Annotated in this window: 14 protein-coding genes and 1 riboswitch; of the genes, 4 read left to right on the plus strand and 10 right to left on the minus strand. The window is 39.6% G+C overall.

Features of this window, described 5'->3' with window-relative positions:
• Window positions 1–182: 182 nt before the first annotated feature.
• The 3 genes from RST01_RS12475 to RST01_RS12485 form a co-directional block, all read right to left on the minus strand.
• Window positions 183–1583: a SpoVR family protein gene (locus RST01_RS12475; protein ID WP_147197242.1), complete on the minus strand. Its 1401-nt coding sequence runs from the start codon at window positions 1581–1583 to the stop codon at window positions 183–185.
• Between the two features lie 58 nt (window positions 1584–1641).
• Window positions 1642–2811 (minus strand): sporulation protein YhbH, encoded by a 1170-nt coding sequence (yhbH, locus tag RST01_RS12480; protein WP_147197244.1) that lies wholly within the window; start codon window positions 2809–2811, stop codon window positions 1642–1644.
• A 160-nt stretch (window positions 2812–2971) separates the two neighbouring features.
• Entirely contained in the window at window positions 2972–4867 is a 1896-nt protein-coding gene (locus RST01_RS12485; RefSeq protein WP_147197358.1) for a PrkA family serine protein kinase, read from the minus strand.
• Between the two features lie 162 nt (window positions 4868–5029).
• Between RST01_RS12485 and RST01_RS12490 the strand changes: the two genes are divergently transcribed.
• Window positions 5030–6031, plus strand: a complete 1002-nt coding sequence (locus tag RST01_RS12490) for a M23 family metallopeptidase (protein WP_147197246.1) — start codon at window positions 5030–5032, stop codon at window positions 6029–6031.
• A 328-nt stretch (window positions 6032–6359) separates the two neighbouring features.
• Here the strand turns inward: RST01_RS12490 and RST01_RS12495 are convergent, their stop codons facing one another.
• The 6 genes from RST01_RS12495 to RST01_RS12520 all read right to left on the minus strand — a co-directional run bounded on the left by RST01_RS12495 (window position 6360) and on the right by RST01_RS12520 (window position 13614).
• On the minus strand, window positions 6360–6725 hold the full coding sequence (locus RST01_RS12495; RefSeq protein WP_147197248.1) for a hypothetical protein: 366 nt from the start codon (window positions 6723–6725) through the stop codon (window positions 6360–6362).
• 104 nt (window positions 6726–6829) lie between these two features.
• A complete protein-coding gene (locus tag RST01_RS12500; RefSeq protein ID WP_066789827.1) occupies window positions 6830–7195 on the minus strand; it encodes a Na-translocating system protein MpsC family protein in 366 nt (121 codons plus the stop codon).
• A gap of 85 nt (window positions 7196–7280) precedes the next feature.
• The gene (locus RST01_RS12505; protein WP_147197250.1) at window positions 7281–9881 is read right to left on the minus strand and encodes a DUF2309 domain-containing protein; all 2601 of its coding nucleotides are present in this window, start codon (window positions 9879–9881) and stop codon (window positions 7281–7283) included.
• Window positions 9878–11389 carry an NADH dehydrogenase subunit 5 gene (locus RST01_RS12510; RefSeq protein ID WP_147197252.1) on the minus strand — a complete coding sequence of 504 codons (1512 nt, stop codon included), beginning with the start codon at window positions 11387–11389 and terminating at the stop codon, window positions 9878–9880. Before RST01_RS12510 ends, RST01_RS12505 begins: the two co-directional genes overlap by 4 nt.
• 275 nt (window positions 11390–11664) lie before the next feature.
• On the minus strand, window positions 11665–12771 hold the full coding sequence (locus RST01_RS12515; protein WP_147197254.1) for an NADH-dependent flavin oxidoreductase: 1107 nt from the start codon (window positions 12769–12771) through the stop codon (window positions 11665–11667).
• 321 nt (window positions 12772–13092) lie between these two features.
• Window positions 13093–13614 (minus strand): D-glycero-alpha-D-manno-heptose-1,7-bisphosphate 7-phosphatase, encoded by a 522-nt coding sequence (locus RST01_RS12520; protein ID WP_147197255.1) that lies wholly within the window; start codon window positions 13612–13614, stop codon window positions 13093–13095.
• A gap of 168 nt (window positions 13615–13782) precedes the next feature.
• On the opposite strand from RST01_RS12520, the gene RST01_RS12525 reads away from it, so the two are divergent.
• The 3 genes from RST01_RS12525 (at window position 13783) to RST01_RS12535 (ending at window position 16674) form a co-directional block, all read left to right on the plus strand.
• Window positions 13783–14811: a YsnF/AvaK domain-containing protein gene (locus tag RST01_RS12525; RefSeq protein ID WP_184117570.1), complete on the plus strand. Its 1029-nt coding sequence runs from the start codon at window positions 13783–13785 to the stop codon at window positions 14809–14811.
• Window positions 14812–14898: 87 nt separating this feature from the next.
• Window positions 14899–15079: riboswitch (Lysine riboswitch) on the plus strand.
• Window positions 15080–15188: 109 nt separating this feature from the next.
• Window positions 15189–16085 (plus strand): 4-hydroxy-tetrahydrodipicolinate synthase, encoded by an 897-nt coding sequence (dapA, locus tag RST01_RS12530; RefSeq protein ID WP_147197259.1) that lies wholly within the window; start codon window positions 15189–15191, stop codon window positions 16083–16085.
• 61 nt (window positions 16086–16146) lie between these two features.
• On the plus strand, window positions 16147–16674 hold the full coding sequence (locus RST01_RS12535; RefSeq protein WP_147197261.1) for a cupin domain-containing protein: 528 nt from the start codon (window positions 16147–16149) through the stop codon (window positions 16672–16674).
• 149 nt (window positions 16675–16823) lie between these two features.
• Here the strand turns inward: RST01_RS12535 and RST01_RS12540 are convergent, their stop codons facing one another.
• Complete coding sequence (locus RST01_RS12540) at window positions 16824–19193, minus strand: hypothetical protein (protein ID WP_147197263.1); 2370 nt, start codon at window positions 19191–19193, stop codon at window positions 16824–16826.
• Window positions 19194–19296: the final 103 nt, after the last annotated feature.

Consider the following 19296-nt stretch of genomic DNA (forward strand, 5'->3'; position numbering starts at 1 on the left):
CTCTATTCTTCAACAGGGTTTTTTAACAATTTTCATATTCTCAACTATTGACTTATATCAATCCATGTAAATAGAACTATTAGTTAAATACATTTACCTACTCAATAAACTATAATACCTATTTTTTAGTTTATTATTAGAAAAAAAATAAACCCATAGAGTTTTCCATGGGTTAATCAGTATTAAAGATACTTTCTAGAGTTTTTCTTTCCATCATAAGAATAAAGAACAAACTTATCTTCTACTACTGTTCGAAGATGCACGGGCCGACCCCACAGCTGATAAACATAAGGCAGTACCTGTTCTAAATAGCGAGGATCTAATTCCATTCCTTCATAGCCATGTACTAAAAAGAGCTCTCCATTTCTTAGATAATCACCATTTTCAACGACAATGTAAGGGAAGCCACCATTGACGCGCATCTGAACGAGTTGGTCCCTCACTGCTACATAGTCTTTATCTGTAATTCGATAATCAGATCCTTGTTTTCCAAATAAATAAAGATCTTCCCGTTTCGCTAGATCTTTCGTTAAGTAGTTACGAATAAAGGACATATCCGATTCAACTTCTCGCACTTCGAACATTTTTTGGCGACCCGAATTGGGCGCTACGCCAAGCCTTTTCATTTCCTCTGTTGGATTGTTGTATCTCTCTTCAATATCTTCAAAAATTTTAATTCCTAAATAATACGGATTAATAGAGGTTTTGGATGGTTGGAGAACGCCTGCATTCAGCTTAGCATAATCAATTGTTTCCTCCGTCGATAAATCTAACTCTCGCATAATGCGTTGATGCCAATAAGATGCCCAGCCCTCATTCATAATCTTTGTTTCTAATTGCGGCCAGAAATAGAGCATCTCCTCTCTCATCATCGTCAAAATATCTCGCTGCCAGTCCTCCAGCTCGCGGCTGTGTGTTTCAATAAATAAGAGGAGATCCTTTTCTGGTTCCTCGGGGAATTTCTTTTTCTTGAAGCGAGTGGATAGAGGTTCTTCGTCTTGTTGTTCTAAATTCCAAAGCTCGTCATAAGGCGATTTTCTTTTCTGTGGAACTCCTATGTCCACTTCTTCTGATTTTTCGCCGAGCTGTGGCCGCATTAATGATGGATCAATATGCTCTTGTATCGCTAAAATAGCATCTAGAAACTCTTCTACCTCATCTTTTCCATACAGCCTTTCATAGTGGGCAATACGCTCTGCAGTAGCAGTCATGCTTTCCACCATATCTCTTCTTGTATTGGAAAAACGAATATTATTTTTAAAGAAGTCACAGTGCGCTAATACGTGTGCGATGATTAATTTATTTTGAGTTAACGTATTCGTATCAAGCAAGAAAGCATAGCAAGGATCTGAATTAATCACAAGTTCATAAATTTGACTTAGGCCTAAATCATATTGCAGCTTCATCTTATGAAACTGTTTTCCAAAACTCCAATGGGTAAAACGTGTTGGCATTCCATAAGCGCCAATTGTGTAGATTACTTCCGCGGGGCAAATTTCATAGCGCATTGGATAAAAGTCTAACCCAAAACCACTAGCAATCTCCGTAATTTCTTCGATTGCTATTTGAAGTTCTCTTTCCATTTTTTAATCCTCCTCCGCGCTTATTAACCTAACATTATATCTCTAGCTGTGTTGTATCTTATAACTTTTGTTCTTCAACTTCTTTTTGGAAGAAGCATTTCAGCGCTTCGTATACATCATGTTTACTTTTAAGGACATAGTGGCGAAACTTAGGGTCTACAATCTTTTTATAGTTGTACATCATAGTTGAAAATCGATTATGCTGGTTGACCTCTCCATATCCAAACATGCTGGACATACTCATTAGTTGCTGTACAAGTTTTAAACAAGCATCATTATCAGTAGACATATTTTCTCCATCTGAAAAATGAACAGGATATATATTGTATTTAGAAGGTGGATATTTTTCGTTAATGAGTTCAAGGGCCTTCACATAGGCAGATGAACAAATCGTTCCTCCACTTTCCCCTTTTGTGAAAAACTCCTCTTCCGTGACTACTTTCGCTTTCGTATGGTGTGCGATAAATTCAATTTCGACGCTTTCATATTTGGTGCGCAGGAAACGCGTCATCCAAAAGAAGAAGCTTCTCGCACAATATTTTTCAAAGCTTCCCATAGAGCCACTTGTATCCATCATTGCAAGCACCACAGCTTTTGATTCGTGCTTAATCTCCTCATCCCACGTCTTAAAACGAAGATCATCATTATAAATAGGGGCAATCTCTGCTTTCCCCTTCATCGCATTTCGTTTGATGGCATTCAGTATAGTCCGTTTTTTATCAATATTGCCCATTAACCCTTTTTTACGTATATCATTAAATTCAATTTTTTCCGATTGGATCTCTGCTTTATCTTTTTCCTGTAAGTTCGGCAGTTCAAGCTCCTTGAACAATACACTTTGCACTTCTTCTATGCTTACCTCTGCCTCATAGTAATCTTCCCCAGCTTGGTCTCCGGCCTTCTTCCCTCTGCCTGGCCCATTTTGTTGGCCGCTGCCATCACGGGCAATCACATCCCCAACTTTGCTGTCTCCTTTTCCTTGGCCTACATGCTTCGATTTGTCATAGTTATAACGAATTTTGTATTCATCTAATGAACGAATGGGAATCTTAATGACATCTTTCCCATTCGACATCACGATGTTTTCTTCACTGACTAAGTCAGGCAAATTGCTTTTGATAGCTTCTTTTACTTTTTCCATATGGCGTTGCTGGTCTTGATGCCCTTTGCGATGGAGAGACCAATTTTCCTGTGAAATGACAAAATGCTTATTCGGATTTTCAGCCATTATATCCTCACCCATCTCTTAATTTTGAAACTCTGCACTTGGCGTTTGCATTGGGATAATTCTTAATGCTTTACTTATACTATGCATAGAGATTGAATTATTTAACTTTTTGATATAAAAAAATGGAGTGTCCTTAAAAAATGTGGACACTCCTTAACACTTAGCGATTCAATAAACTACCAACATATTGAAGCAATTCATTGGCAGATGTAGTTGTATATCCATGTTCATCCACCAAAGTTGCGATTACTTCATTCATTTTTTTCAACTGCGATTCATCCGGTGTTTTGGAGGAAGTCGTGATTTTCACGACATCTTTTAAATCGGCGAACAACTTCTTCTGAATAGCCTCTCTTAACCGTTCATGCGAGTTATATTCAAATCGTTTTCCTTTACGCGCATAAGCAGAGATCCGAATCAAGATTTCTTCGCGGAAGCCTTTTTTCGCATTTTCTGAAATACCAATCTGTTCTTCGATTGAACGCATTAGCTTTTCGTCTGGGTTTAGTTCTTCCCCTGTCAGCGGGTCACGCAGCTTATTTTTATTGCAAAAGGCTTCTACATTATCTAAATAATTATTCATCAGCGTCTTAGCAGATTCTTCATATGAATAGACAAATGCCTTTTGGACTTCATTTTTCGCAATCTCATCATACTCTCTTCTAGCAATGGCAATAAAATTCATGTATTTGTCTTTATCTTCCTGACTAATGGAAGCATGCTGATCAAGCCCATCTTTTAAAGCTAAAAGGACATCCAGCGCATTAATTGATGGTGACTTCTTGCGAATAATCGCTGAAGAAATTCGATTGATAATATAGCGTGGATCGATACCATGCATGCCCTCGTTCGGATATTCTTTCTTCAAATCTTCCACATCTACAGAATTATAGCCTTCAACACTCTCGCCGTCGTACAGTCTCATTTTCTTTACAAGATCGATTCCTTGTTTTTTAGGTACTTCCAACCTGGATAAAACAGAGAAAATCGCAGCTGCTTTTAATGCATGCGGTGCTATATGAATATGATTCATATCACTGTCGCGAATCATTTTCTCATAAATCCGTTCTTCCTCTCTCACCTTCAGGTTATAAGGAATAGGCATGACAATAATACGTGAATGTAGGGCTTCATTCTTTTTATTGGATATAAACGTACGGTATTCCGTTTCATTTGTGTGTGCCACAATCAATTCATCCGCACTAATCAATGCGAACCTACCTGCTTTAAAGTTTCCTTCTTGCGTTAAGGAGAGGAGATTCCATAAGAATTTTTCGTCTAGCTTCAACATTTCCTGGAATTCCATCATTCCGCGATTCGCTTTATTTAACTCACCATCAAAACGATAGGCTCTTGGATCAGATTCTGATCCGTATTCTGCAATCGTTGAAAAGTCGATGCTTCCGGTTAAATCAGCGATGTCTTGTGATTTCGGATCGGATGGTGTGAATGTGCCGATACCTACGCGTTTATCTTCAGAGAAGAAGATGCGTTCTACCTGCACATTTTCAATCTCTCCCCTATATTCTTGGTCAAGGCGCATTGTGTTTAGAGGCGAAAGATTTCCTTCTATACGAATGCCGTATTCCTCATAAAAGTCGTTACGCAGATGGGGTGGAATGAGATGAAGCGGATCTTCATGCATTGGGCAGCCTTTAATCGCATAAACTGCTCCCTCATCTGTACGTGAATACTGTTCTAATCCCCGTTTAAGCATAGTCACAATCGTGGATTTACCACCACTGACTGGCCCCATTAATAACAAGATACGTTTTCTTACATCTAATCGTTTGGCTGCAGGGTGGAAGTATTCTTCTACCAGCCTCTCAATGGCTTCTTCAAGTCCAAAAATTTCTTCACCAAAGAAGTGATACATTTTCTTGCCGTCTCTTTCATTGAGACCAGAGCTTTTAATCATATTATAAACGCGCGAATGAGCAGTTTGAGCCACTTCAGGCCTTTCTTTGACTATCTCTAAATAGTCTGCAAAAGTACCTTCCCACTTCAGCCTGTTTTCTTCTTCACGGTAACGTTTAAACTTATTTAAAATATCGATTGTTATCCCTCCATTCAGGCCTGTTTTAACCATGATATGTTAGGAACTTTCGAATGATAACTAATTAATTTAGGGATTTATGGAACTACTATGATTTTTAGACACTGGCTTATGAAATCAACATTTTTGGATATTCTATCGAAGAAGGAAAGGAGGATTTTGATGAATCGCTTGATTATCGCATTCTTACTAGCACTCTCATCTATTCAAATGGTTCTTCCTCTAAATGTATTAGCTGAAACGGAAACATCTAAAGAAGACCTGCTAAAGCAGCGAATGTCTCTTTATGTTCAATTTGAAGATATGTTGGTGCCTTGGTATTTCTTAGCTGCTATTGATCAATATGAACGTAATATTCAGGCAGTACGAAAAGATATTCCATCACGGGAAGGCGTAGTTGCCATCCGCTTTTCTGATGAATATTGGGCAGGCCCTTTTAATCCTTTAATACAGGATAATTCACCAACTACGATTGATTATTTTGGTGGCATGGGGCTTGATGGAGATAAAGATGGTGTGGCTGATGCTGAAAATGATATTGACATAATCTATACGATGGCCAGTTACTTAAGTCATTACGGACCATCAGAAGCCGATTTCAAAAAAGCTTTATGGGATTATTACACCAATGAGACGATCGTCAATCAAGTCTTGGCCATTGCATCATTATATAAAAAATATCAAGATATCAATTTAGACCAGTACACTTTCCCCGTAGCGCTCGGATATAATTATACCTTCAAGGGAACCTGGGGAGCTAACCGTGGTTGGGGAGGAAGGCGTATTCATGAAGGAACAGATATCTTTGCTGACTATGGGACGCCGGTATTATCTGCTTCATATGGAGTTGTCGTCACAAAAGGATGGAACAAATTTGGTGGATGGCGAATCGGCATTCGGGATCACCATAATTCCTATCATTACTATGCTCATCTTTCCTCCTATGCCAAAGAAATAGAAGTCGGTGATATCGTCAAACCTGGAACAATAATTGGTTATGTAGGTAGCTCAGGTTATGGAAGTGAAGGAACCTCAGGTAAGTTTCCACCGCATCTCCACTATGGTATTTATAAATTTAACGGCCGTTATGAATGGGCTTATGACCCTTACCCTTCCCTTCTACAATGGGAAAGGACGGCGAAAGCCCAACTTAAAAAGAACTAACGAAACCAAAGTTTGGATAAACAGAACAAAAGGAGATTTTACGAAGCTAAAAATTTGGGCTTCATAGAATCCACTTCAAAAAACGATGAATCTTATTTAAAAGTGGTGTGTAGTAGACGGCGACTCTGCGGATGAGCTATAAAGCTCCGCAGGATTGGATTGATGGAAATTGAAGGCAAGCCTCGTAGAAAATGCCCTCTGGAACGGATCACCAAAAGTTCTTCATACTGAATGAATTCTATAGAAGAACAAAAAATACCGAACAAATGTGAGATTTTTTCACATTGTTCGGTTTTTTCATAGGCAATTCATTATTATCTTTTATCATTTACAGGATATTTTGTTTTACAAACATTAAAAATTCTCTTTGCATCGAGCCAAGAGTCAATATTTTGGTGGGAATTCTAAACTTCCATGCCTGCCTCTTTAAATTGAAAGACCATAGGACTGTAAACGGATCTTTAGTAGCATACTTTTGATCTTGGATTTCAGCTAATTCAAAAATAAGTTTATGTACTATTTTGGTGGAGAATAGATTTAGAAAAAGAACAATCATATGATTATCATTTATCAGTAGTATAGCTCGATCGGTGATAGCTGAAAAGCCTTGAGGCGTCGCGTAACAAAGAAGCATATCTGGCTCTCTATGAGATTCAGCAAGACTTTCAAGCGATTTTTTAGTAATAAATAGCATGATGAGATACCTCTATGTATATCATATTTTTTTCAAACATTATAAGAAAAAAGTGAAATCGTTAGAAAGATTTCACTTTTTTCACTGACAGAATTAGTGAACAATTAACTTAGTTCACTTTGTAAATCGGTATGCAGCTTAAAGAGCATAATCCGCTCTCCTGTTTGTGTGCTTATATCTGTATGAAAGCTTAAAACCTCTTGGTTTGTGATCGATCTGATAATTGCCTTCAGCTCATCTATCCCAGATTCCACGAGGCTATTTCGGTGATCTTTCACCTTAAGCAATCCTTCTTTCTTTTCACAGAGAGAATATTCTGCAGGTGTCAGGATACCGCGCAGCACGACAATAATCATATCGCGCAAAATATCCGACTTAACCGAAACCGATCCGCGCCCTAAATAATTCTTTTCCCAGTGCGTTAAAGCTTTGCTGATTTCCGATTCTACCGTTCCTCTTGTTTTATCCATTTTTCAATCTCCCGCTAACCTGTTGGCATTTTAGTTACTCTGCTTCTATTTTAATAATGCGAAGGTAAGCACGTAAAGCGATAACTTATGAAAAACTATGCCATATGCCATCTGGATCGATGCATGAAAGGCGAATCCAGCCGTTCTGTAGCTTTTGGCGGAACTCCGCATTCTGTTCTAAGATTTGCTGAACCCTATACTTAGGCGCTTGCACGACCACTAATAAACGTATAGGTGCATGGTATGCCTCTTCATCAGACATCATAACAGATTGCCATGGAAGTCCAAAAAGAAGATCGCTTGCATTACCCTGCATGACGCCAACTCCCGCAGTAATTGTCTGTGTCGCTTTATTGCCGCTGCCATAATAATGCGGAGCTACTGTAGACGCATAATATTGTAAATTAATCCATTGTGCTACTAGAGCAGGGCCTGCAATGATACTAGCCAGTATATCGCCTGTTGGATCTAACTGCCACTGATAATTTTGAAGAAATACTCTTCCCTCTAGGTCACAATCTTCCGTTAAGGTCCGTTCGCCGATTATAAATCCAGCATTCCGCGCTAACCCCCATTCCGGGCGCACCTCGCTCCAATCGTCAGCGAAACGGCGTACCTCCTCTTCCGGATCTGGGCAATCAGGGTGGAGTGTCGGAAGCTGAGCAAGTCTTTCAGCGTTTACACTCTTACGCACAGTTGGAAGAGCCCCTTGAATAAGCTCGAATGAATTTTTTGCAGCTACCGGTAATACTGGCAGATACGTAAATTTCAACTCATCCAACGAAGTAATATGCTCAGCCGCTGCAAAAACAGTATCTTCTGGTATGTGAATGCCTTCTTTTGCAAGGGTCTCACGAACATTAGACAGATTACATAATGTCGCCAACACACGTGCATTAAATTGGCTTGATGCTCCTCCACATGCCCCGCAATCAAGAGCGGATGCATAGGGGTTGTTTCGACTTTGGCTTCCATGACCGCAAATAACAACCAATGGGGCAAAGTTCTCTGTCAAACTCATTGTTTGAAGGGCTTGCCGTACATAAAATACTTGTTCTTCTTCCGTAAAACCTACAGGCAATTCACCTGCTCCTTCATCTGGAGAATGAAGCGTCAATTTTGTCATTGGCTTTTTAAGCCATTTTTCGCTCATTTGCCGCATGACTTCACCAGCTTTTTGCGGGATAAAGCTTCGTGCTAATGTTTGAATACTAAGCCATGGTCCGCTGATTTCAGGCAATAGCAGGCTCGTCAGCATATTTTGTTTCATTGTTTTAAATGTTTTCCCAACGGAATGGGCAGTATGTGCCCGCTCAATGTATTGTTCTAGCTGATCCCTGTCCGTGGATTCAAGCACTTTGTGAGAAGGCTTAAACATAATCGGCAATGAATTATGGCTATTGGAGCTTGCAAGTTCGTTTGTTTCAATTGGCAAGCCAAAAAATCCAGCTGTCCCAAAAGTCTCGAATGGCCCGCTTCTTTCTAAATGCCTTCTGAACGTTTCAGAACGTACATCAATACAAAAAGCAAATTGTGCTGCGATTGTTTTTGCTTCTTCTATTGTTGTAGGGTTAGTCGGCAAGCATTCTTGAAGATTTTTTTCATACGTTTTCTCCCAAGCTTCCAGCCAAAGGCGCCCTTGGACAAAGGAATCGAAGCGATTTGCGAGCATAAGGCGTGCTTTTATTTCCTCTGGTTCTAATGCTGCCCAATCCTCGAGTCTCACTCTGCCAAATTCAATCCAGCTAATAACAAGTTTTTCAATGAGTTGAACATCATCTTGCACTGGCTCTGGCAACGGAAGATATTCTTTTACGAATACATATTCTAGAGATAGCCGCATAGCCAGATATTCTAATAGCAGTGCCTCTGATTCCTCTTCACGGCTACGTATCATACCCGCCCATCCTGGTAGTGCGAGCAGGTGAGCCTCCAAATACTCTTGCCATTCTGTTTTAGGAATATCCATATTGTGAAGCACTTCCATCAAAGCTTGCTCCGCATTTTGATTTAGTTGATCAAGTTGCCTGCGCGTTTCATGAGTAAGCGTGCGATCATATTTAGCCATTTGGCGCCATGCTGCATAAAATCCTGCCTCTTTATTGGGCATGGACCACACCGCAAGTGATTCATCCAAATATAATTTACACCATTTAATCACATGTAGATTTACATTTTCTACAAGAGATTCGTTTCCTGGTTGTTGCACACGTTGACTCATTGTTAAGATGGAATGTTTATTTTTAGTGGGTGAAAAGTATTTACTATACCAAAGTGCAGCAGTCTTTGCGCCAGGCAATTCTCTTGTAGTGAAGGAATTTGATTCTTGTTGTAATACATTACGGCAATATTCTTTCGCGAGTTCTCTAGGCAAGCATATCAACTGCTCATCAAGCCATGCATTCAACCCATCTTCTAAGATGGCCAAATCAATTTCTCCCTTACGAGCAGCAGAGGAGACGATGGCATGATTAGGATACATGTCAATGTCACCCGTCTCCTTCAGCCTTTTTGCCACTTGGTCAAAAGTCTGGTGCTCGAGTCCCGCCCAAGGGCTTCTTGCTGCAAAGTTATTAATATCGCCGAGGGGCACAATGACCTCGCTCGCTTTTTTTACAATCTCTTGAAGCGAGCGATCGTTCGGTTTAAATCCCTCATCATAGTGAAGTGTTGACGCCGTACTCATTGATAATTCCCCTCCTTCGTTAATAATTGTGCAAGATAGTTTGGATGGCTTTCCGCGAGACGTTTTTTAGGTTCTCCAAGCCGAACTAGCCATAGATAAAGCGCAAAGGATACTTTATTATTCCTTCGAATCAGCCAAGTTCCACATACAATCGCAGCTAGTAAAACAACTAAAACAATAATCGATAGTATAAACGGCTGATGGAAATCGCTGTCGATGGTCCCCTGCAAAATGTTGTAAAACAGTGTATGAACGACTTTAAAAACAAGTCCACCTGCAACTAATAAGAAGAAACCTGCGATTTTTCCAGTAGCAGTAGGGTGTGCCGCTACCAGCTGTGCCCATGCAAGGGCAATCGACCAGCCGAGTAGAAGAGCACTAATCAGTTGATAGCCTTCTCCTTTAGCTGTCAGCCAAAGCCCTAATCCTATAAGTGTTCCAAGCGCACCACCTGCAACTGTCCATATAACAGAAGCTGCTTGGTCCTTAGAAGTAACAGGCGCTTTTGCCTTGGCAGCTGAACCTGCTTGCAAGAAAAGAGTAGATTTAAACAAACCATGCAATACTGCATGTGTAATAGCTGCAAGATAGGCGCCTAGTGCACATTGCACCAGCATAAAACCCATTTGTGCTATTGTTGATCCCACCAACTGCCGTTTATAATCCACTTGCACAAGCATAATGCCTGTGCCGATTAAGACAGAAAGACCTGCAATAACAAGTAAAATTATCTGCGCCAAGTCCCCATTAAACAATGGAGAAAAACGAGCAAGCATAATACTTCCCGCATTAACAATCCCAGCATGCATAACAGCTGAAATAGGAGTTGGTGTAACAACAGAATCAAGTAGCCAACGATGTGTTGGCCATTGAGCAGCAGGAATGAGCGCTGAAACAAGAAGCAATAAATTAATTCCTGTCTTTTCATAACCAGATAACAAACCTAATGTATCAGGGGTCAGTATAGTTGATAAACGCCATTCGCCTGTACTGTACGCTAACCAGAATAAAGCAAGACCCAGTGCCAGCAAACTAGCTAATAGATAGCCGCGGGATACTTTTGCAGCATGCTGCGCTACCTTCCATTCCTTCCTTAATCCGATTAAGACAGTTAAACAAAATAGTGTTAGCCCCCATCCAATAAATAAAAGGCGAACATCATCAGATAACCATGCAAGGGCATCAGCTGAAGTAGTAATAGTTAAAAGTGCAAAGTACTTGCGGTATGACTTATCGCCTAGCAAATAATGGACACAATATCGCTGAACGATTAATCCAATCGTCAAAACAAACAGAGACCAGAGCCATGATAATGAATCAAAATGCAATACTCCTAGGAAATAATCTCCTTTAGAAAAAATAAGACCTAATAAAGCGGCAATTGGTGCTAACGCCAGCATGCCGATATGAATGCGAATGAATCGAAGCGGGACTTGCGGATGCAGGATACACAATCCGCTCCCTAGAGAAAGTCCAAGAAAAATGAGAAACAATAGTGGCCACGACATCCAAAATCCCTCCTTTTTTTACATAAAAAAACCGACAATTTCATCATTTAAAAGGCGCAAGGCACTATTAAACAAAGAAATTATCGGTTTACTTTTAACGAACCCATCTTGAATGGGGATTAATCGTCTACCTTTAATATTCATTCTTCCTTTTAGAAGAATACCGTATTATAGTTTCATTTTTTCAAAAAACCATATCGCTATAGCTCTTTGCTAAAATGTTCTATAACTAACTCATTATTAGTAGCATACTATTTGTCAAAAATTCTGTCAAGTCAAGCCTTCATTCCAGGAATCCAATTCGGTCTTTTTAGAGCTCCCCACATCGGGTCAGGGATCGCTAATTCTTTCTGCATAGACATATCCATTTCTGTTCTAATGGATGACGGATTTTCTTGCGCTTTTTGTACCCAATCCGGTTCAATTAATAATTCGCGGCCTAATGCCACAAGATCAACACCTGTCTCCAATGCTTTCACTGCATCATCGAAACTATAAATTGATCCTACTCCAATCAAAGCAGTCCGGCCATTGATCGTTTCTATTAACAGTTGGACACGTGTTTTTTCTTGGTCGCCAGTAAAACGATGCGGCTTCGCGAAGAATTCCATATGCGATACATGCAGATAATCCAGCCCTTCTGCAGCCAAAGCATCTACAAGTTGGATAGTATCATCCATTGTAATTCCGTTTTCTTCAGGTTCTTCAGGTGAGAAGCGATAACCAATGATAAAGGCTTCCTTAGCATGCGTTGCAGCCACTTGTTTTACCTCACGTAAAACCTCTAAAGGAAAGCGCATACGATTTTCAATTACTCCACCATATTCATCGGTCCTTTTGTTCGTGTGGGCAGAGAAAAATTGTTGCAATAAGTATGTGTTAGCTCCATGAATCTCAACGCCATCATAGCCTGCTTCGATCGCACGACGCGTTGTTTCGCCATACGCTTTGACTGCCTCTTTTACTTCATCAGTTGTCATGGGTCTTGGTGTTGCATTGTCTGGATAAGCGACATCACTTGCACTTACGATTTCGCCATTTGGTACCTCTTCTGGAATAGAACGTCTTCCTCCGTGGAAAATTTGAAGCACTGCTTTTGCTCCTCCTGTATGAATCGCATCAGCCACGCGTTTTAGGCTAGGGATAAACTTGTCATCATATCCGGCAAACTGTCCTGGAAAACCTTTACCGTTTTCTAATACATGCGTGCAGGCTGTCACAATCATACCGACGCCTTCTGAACGGCGTGCATAATAAGCAACCTCCGCATCAGTAACGGTTCCATCGGCATTGCCAGAGTAGTTCGTCATTGGTGCCATTACGACTCTGTTGCGCAATGCTACTCCGTTTTTCAAGGTATATTCTTCAAATAAATCTGCCATACATATTGACCTCCTATTTTTCATTTCTTCACTAATTTATCGTATTCTGCAAGTAATCATGTGTCAAAGAATTGAAACTTTCTGGGAAGGCCCCTCTTACTAGTTTACGTTCTCCAATAGTTTTGTGGTTACTGAAAAACCCTGATTTGTATATTTTAAAGATACTAATTTGATGTGGAGATGAAGTGGGAATAGCTGCGTTTTGCTAAGAGTAGTGGTAAGCCCTGAGTTGTCTTCGCTGATCCAACTTCAATATAGCTATTTCGTTGAAAAACAACTGCAATTCAATTTCTCCCGACCTCTTAGTCTCCTAACATGGAATTACTGATGTGTTATAATCCATTCTGCCGCTTCGCTCAAGTCATTACATACTGCATCGGCTAGTGGATCGCGTTCACCTAAATAAACTGTTTTCGCCCCTGCTTTCTTCCCCGCCATTATATCTGTATCGGTATCACCAACCATAAAGGATTTTGATAAGTCAACTTCATATTTTGTTGCTAGGTCTTCAATTAACTTGCTGTTAGGCTTCCGGCAAGCACAACCAGCTTTTGGTTTATGTGGACAATAGACTGCCTCATCCACATGGGCTCCCTGTTTCTTTAACTCCTCAATCATATGCAAGTGGATTTTTTTCAATTCCGATTCTTTCATATATCCAAGACCTACACCGCCCTGATTGGTGACCACAAACACAAAATCAAAATAGGCATTCAATTTTTTTATGGCTTCAGGAACACCTGGCAAGAAATATAAATCTTTCGGTTTGTTCACAAACTTTACCCGCTTGGTTAGTACCTCATTAATGACCCCATCACGATCTAAAAATACGGCTTTTTTCATATATATAAGCACCTTTCTTTAGCGTTTATCTTCTTTATCATTGTCACATTTTACTAATTCTAAAACAAACATTCTTTTATGCTTAAGCGTTTCGATGAAAGAGATTCGGGTATATTTATGTTGTAATCGCATATCAAAAAAATGAAACAAATAATGGAGGTAATACACATGGATAAAAAAGTATTAGGAATTTATAACTCAAGCGCGGAAGTGATTAAAGCTATTGATGAATATCGCCAAAAAGGATATGCAACTGACGATTTCTCAATTGCCCTTAATACAACAAACTTCCCTTCTGCTCCATCAGTCGTAAAAAATGAAACAGGCGTACTAACAGAAGATGTCGGCGGTCGAAATATGGAAGAAGATGAAGGTTTCTTCGATCGCCTAGCAGCAGTATTTAAAGGTGATTTCCACACAGATGTGGACCATGCATCTTATTACGAATATTTCTTAACACTTGGCTTTGATGAAGAATCTGCTCGTCGCTACGAACGCGATATTAACGATGGCCGCATTCTACTTTTAGCAAACAAAGAAGATGATACGCTTCTAGGCACTGCTGACCCACTAACACCAGTAGACAACCAAGAGGCAAATGTAGGTCTTGATACCACAGTAGCTACTAATGATACAGTGGATGTTAATAATACAGTAGCAGATGAGCAAACATTAAAACTGCGCAAAGAACAACTTGATGTTGAAAAAGACCAAGTACAAACTGGTGAAGTTGAAGTTCACAAAGATGTTGTGGAAGAACCACAAACAGTCAATGTACCTGTCACACATGATGAAGTGTATGTAGAAAGACGAAAAGTTACTGATGAAGCAGCTGCCACTACAGATGCTTATGCTCCAATGGGTGAAGATGACACCATCCGTATTCCAATCGTCGAAGAACAAATTGAAGTGACGAAAAAACCAGTGGTAAATGAAGAAGTAGTCATTGGTAAAAAACAAGTGACCGAAACAGAACAAGTCACTGATAATCTAAAACGCGAGGAAGCACGCATTGAAACGACTGGTGATGCTTCTGTCACAGATAGCGATGTAGATGAAGCAAATCGTGGTGCTATTACAGAGCAAGAACTATACGATCCTGCTAATAAGCACGATAATGACCTTCAAAAAGACAATCTTGATGATACGCTTACAGCTGGCAATATGAATGCCAATATTAAAAACAGAGAAATATAATAATATTTGGCTTTCTATCTTGTAAAAGCATAGCTAGACTGCTATACTTTCTGTAATTGAATATTCACTTATTTCAATATCTTTTGAAATAAGGATAGAGGCGCAAAAACCATGAGTAAGCTGCAAGAGGATGATGAGATCCGACTACTGCAGTGGAAAGGGGAATTTGCCGAAGCTTAGAGAAACTCATATTTCTCTATTGCTGGGCCTGCTGTTGAATAAACACAGGACTGTCATGTAGGAAACTATATGGAGGGCTATCGTACGCATGGAGATGACTTTATGAATTCTCGCAGCAACGTAGTCACGTTGCTGCTTTTTTTGCGTCATTTTCTATACTGCCCTTCTCCAAAAAATGAAAAGGAAGTGGAGAAGCAATGAATTTTGGAAGAATTATAACGGCGATGGTGACCCCATTTGACCAACAAGGAAATATTGACTTTAGAGCTACTCGTGAGATGATTAATTATCTTATCGAAAACGGCTCAGATGGGATTGTGATAGCTGGTACTACAGGTGAATCCCCTACACTCACAACAGCAGAGAAAATCAGTTTATTTCAATTTGTCGTAGATGAAGTAAACCATAGGATTCCTGTTATTGCAGGCACAGGATCTAATAATACAAGGGCATCCATTGAACTGACTAAGTCTGCTGAAGACATAGGTGTGGATGGAATTATGCTTGTTGCACCTTACTATAATAAACCATCACAAGAGGGCCTTTATCAGCACTTCAAAGCAATTGCGGAATCAACACAGCTACCAATCATTCTCTACAATATCCCTGGAAGAAGTGTTGTCAATCTATCCGTTGAAACAGTCACTCGCCTTGCCGCGATTAATAACATCGTGTCCATTAAAGATGCGAGCGGAAACTTGGATGCAATGGCTGAACTCATTACGCAAACACCCAATGACTTCAGTGTCTATACAGGAGAAGACCATTTAACACTGCCATCTCTATCGATTGGTGCTACTGGCGTTATTTCCGTTTCTTCCCATATTATTGGAAATGAAATGCAAGCGATGATGGAAAAGTTTAAAAACGGGGATGTGATGGAAGCTGCGGCAGATCATCGTAGGCTCCTCCCTGTATTCAAAGGATTATTTAGCGCACCTAACCCTTGCCCTGTAAAAGCTGCTCTGAATCTGAGAGGAATAGCAGTAGGCGGTGTACGTTTGCCTTTAATACCCCTTAATGAAGAAGAAACTGCTGAGTTACAGCATCTATTGCAGTCTGTATGTAAAGAAGACACAGCTTTCAAAAGTTAATTTAAAATAGGCACCAAAGTTCCGTAAGAAGCGTACAGTATAGTAAAAAAGGAATGATGTTTTGTATCACTATCATTGTCCGTCTTGCGGAACAACCCACCGCTATTACCCGAATAGCCCCTCCCCTTACCAGTTTCAAAATCAATACCAGCAAACCTACCAAAGTCCGAATAATGTTTATTTAAGAGATTATGGCCCAGCACCTTTTGCTATCAATATAGACACAGCAACAAAACAAAATACGAACTACCGCACTGCGCTATGGACCGGTGAGCATTTGCAGCTTACTCTGATGAGCATTCCAGTCGGAGGAGATATTGGTTTGGAGATTCATCCGCATACAGACCAGTTTATTCGCATTGAAGAAGGCGAAGGCCTTGTACAAATGGGTAAAAATAAACAGTTCTTAGACTTCCAGCAACCAGTGCGGGATGATTATGTCTTTTTTGTTCCAGCTGGTACATGGCATAATCTGACCAATACAGGCAACAAACCAATTAAGCTGTATTCGATCTATGCCCCTCCTAACCATCCACGTGGAACGGTCCATCAAACCAAAGCAATCGCCGAAGCGGAGGAACCTCAATAAAAAAGCATTAAATAAGCAGCTTTCGCCTTATGGGGAGGCTGCTTTTTCTGTATAAAGAGTGATTCTTCCTTTTAAATTTTGAACATAAGAAAAGGAGAATCTTTTTGCGCAAGATTCTCCTTTTCTACTAATTTAATTAATGAAAGCGTTTATTTCAAAGTAGCTGTAATAATCATTTCTCCAGTAATGCTATAACGTCCTTTTTTCACGGTATAGACAAACTCACGTTGCTTGGTTCCTTCTGCAAGTGTTACAGCTTTTACTAGGTGATGATTATGATCGTATAAGCGCATCTTTTCATCAGAGTATGCTTGACCATATTTTGAGGTTAACATAAATTTAAATTTTGTATCTTTTTTGACATTCAATGTGTAAAAATAGCTACCTTTGTTCGGTTCATTGATTTTTAAATGTGGTGATGTTTCATAGCGTATGCCCACATGCCCAGGAACGCCTTTTTTCGTAGGTGTTACCGACAATGAATACTTGCCATTTGGCGCATTTGATGAGAAGAATGTTGTCGAAATACGCACGACTGGATATGTTTTGCCCGTTGCTTTATTCGTCAGCACAATATTTTCAATTGTTTTTTTAAATGAATCTTCGTTTGATACTGCATACAGCATGATATGTTCATCAGTTGTTAGGTTGATATCAATGGATGGTGTTGAATATTGGTAATACGGTAATTTCACCCTAGGCGTCCTTAAAGCATTTGGGCCAGAAAGAAGTTCAGCCATTGTCGTATAGTTATACGTTCTTTGATATAGTTTGAAACGGTAAGATGCATTGGGTTTGCCTTGCACGGCCATATAATAAACACCTTTTTCAAGATACCGTAATTTTTTCCCCACCGCTTCATCCGCACCATTGATTGTTTCTTTTGCATTACTGATCCAAGAAGAAAGTTCTGGTACATCCGCATTTCCAGTTAAGTAATAGTTCCCTTCTACTTGATCGATCGTGATGGCAAAATATGCATAGCCATCGTCATCAAATGTTCCTGTTGCGACTTCATCCACCGCTAGTGGTTTGTACGTTGCTGTGGTAGAGGGTTGATTAAATGTTATTTTTTCATCAAGCTCAGCGAAGCCAGCGAGAAGTTCTTCTTCTAAAGCAGCTGTATTCACTGAAACTTGTTGTTGTACTGCTTTTTTTATAAGGGCACGACGCTGAATTAGACTTTCGCGGAGCACTTCCTCGGCTTCACGCGTATTAAATGATGTATAAGGGTATTCGGGTGCCTTTGCGGATGTAAACACATCATTTGCCGCCTTTACTTGCGATGTTAAAGCATCGACTTTCTGTTGCATCGTCGCCGACTCATCAGTAGACAATCCTTTATATGTCGAAGTAGCAGCGCTTAAGGCAACATCTTCACGCGAACCAATTAAACGGCCGTTAGTATAAATATTCCCTTTGTATTCCCCATTCAAAATCTCACCATTTGCGCTATGAATGCTTTGTTTATCATATAAATAGTCTAATTTTTCTCTGATGGCTTTATCATTTGCCATGGTTGCATCTGTATGATCTAGCTTCCCTACAATTTCTTTTAAATCATTGAATTGCGCTGTTAATATTTTATAAGCTGGTTCCTCTGAACAATCCTCATCATCGCACACTAGATAGTTTTGATAAATCGCATAATAATGTTCAGTATAGTAGGCTAAAAACTCTGCCAGCTTTGTATTTAACACTTTTGAATCTATCGTTAGTGCTATACTTAGTTTCTTGATTTCAGCTAATTTGTCTAAGTAGTTTTTTACCGTTGCATTATATAATTTCTTGCCATTTTCATATAGGTAATCATTAATAACGCCATCCGCTAGCGCATCATTGTAATAATAGGTGTCCTTCCCGTCTGAAATGACTTCATTTTTTGGTGCTGGTTTGCCATTTTTATATAGTTTTCCTTTATAAAGTGATGCTTGTTGAATGCGACCATCTTTAAATAAATACGTTATCTTTTTATAGTCGGCAAAATGATAGCCCTTCGATAAAATACCATTTGTATAAAGCGTCATACGCTCCACATCTTCATAGTCATCGTCCAAGTCACGAATAACATAATCGCCTTTTTTCAGAGTTGTATTTTCATATAATTTCCCGTCTGATTTAACATAAATACGCTTTGTTAAAACACCATCTTGATAATAACAGTCATTCAAGTTACTATCTTCTAGAGTTTTACCTGGTACTAATTTTCCATTTCTAAAAAAATATTTAAAATCCCGTGTGATATAGTAACCTTTTTGAAGGTGACCATTACGGTACAGTTTTAAATTTTTCCCACTCCCATATTTAACGCGACCGCGTGCTAATGAACCATTTTTGTATAAGTCACCATTAAATACTTTATATCCTTTCACAATCTTACCTGTTGCCTTATTTACGAGTACACCTTTTTTGTTTAATTGTACAGTTGTCGTGGCTGCTGATACTGGTGTTGCCTCAGTTGCCGCGACCGATGACAGTAACATCGCTGTTGCGACTCCTGCTAATGCTATCTTTTTCATAAATAGAACTCCCTCCAGCACATTCCTTTTGTTATACCACTTTACCAAAATAAAGTATATTTTGTTATTAACTTTATATAAAATGATTCTATTTTACTATCTA

This window comes from Rummeliibacillus stabekisii (assembly GCF_007988965.1).
Taxonomy (GTDB): Bacteria; Bacillota; Bacilli; order Bacillales_A; family Planococcaceae; genus Rummeliibacillus; species Rummeliibacillus stabekisii.

Bases quoted from the DNA above. Each gene is read 5' to 3' on its own strand.
- RST01_RS12510 (WP_147197252.1), bottom strand. From the start codon at position 11,389: ATGTCGTGGCCACTATTGTTTCTCATTTTTCTTGGACTTTCTCTAGGG.
- dapA (WP_147197259.1), top strand. From the start codon at position 15,189: ATGAATTTTGGAAGAATTATAACGGCGATGGTGACCCCATTTGACCAA.
- RST01_RS12520 (WP_147197255.1), bottom strand. From the start codon at position 13,614: ATGAAAAAAGCCGTATTTTTAGATCGTGATGGGGTCATTAATGAGGTA.
- RST01_RS12495 (WP_147197248.1), bottom strand. From the start codon at position 6,725: ATGCTATTTATTACTAAAAAATCGCTTGAAAGTCTTGCTGAATCTCAT.
- RST01_RS12490 (WP_147197246.1), top strand. From the start codon at position 5,030: ATGAATCGCTTGATTATCGCATTCTTACTAGCACTCTCATCTATTCAA.
- RST01_RS12540 (WP_147197263.1), bottom strand. From the start codon at position 19,193: ATGAAAAAGATAGCATTAGCAGGAGTCGCAACAGCGATGTTACTGTCA.
- yhbH (WP_147197244.1), bottom strand. From the start codon at position 2,811: ATGGCTGAAAATCCGAATAAGCATTTTGTCATTTCACAGGAAAATTGG.
- RST01_RS12515 (WP_147197254.1), bottom strand. From the start codon at position 12,771: ATGGCAGATTTATTTGAAGAATATACCTTGAAAAACGGAGTAGCATTG.
- RST01_RS12525 (WP_184117570.1), top strand. From the start codon at position 13,783: ATGGATAAAAAAGTATTAGGAATTTATAACTCAAGCGCGGAAGTGATT.
- RST01_RS12505 (WP_147197250.1), bottom strand. From the start codon at position 9,881: ATGAGTACGGCGTCAACACTTCACTATGATGAGGGATTTAAACCGAAC.
- RST01_RS12500 (WP_066789827.1), bottom strand. From the start codon at position 7,195: ATGGATAAAACAAGAGGAACGGTAGAATCGGAAATCAGCAAAGCTTTA.
- RST01_RS12475 (WP_147197242.1), bottom strand. From the start codon at position 1,583: ATGGAAAGAGAACTTCAAATAGCAATCGAAGAAATTACGGAGATTGCT.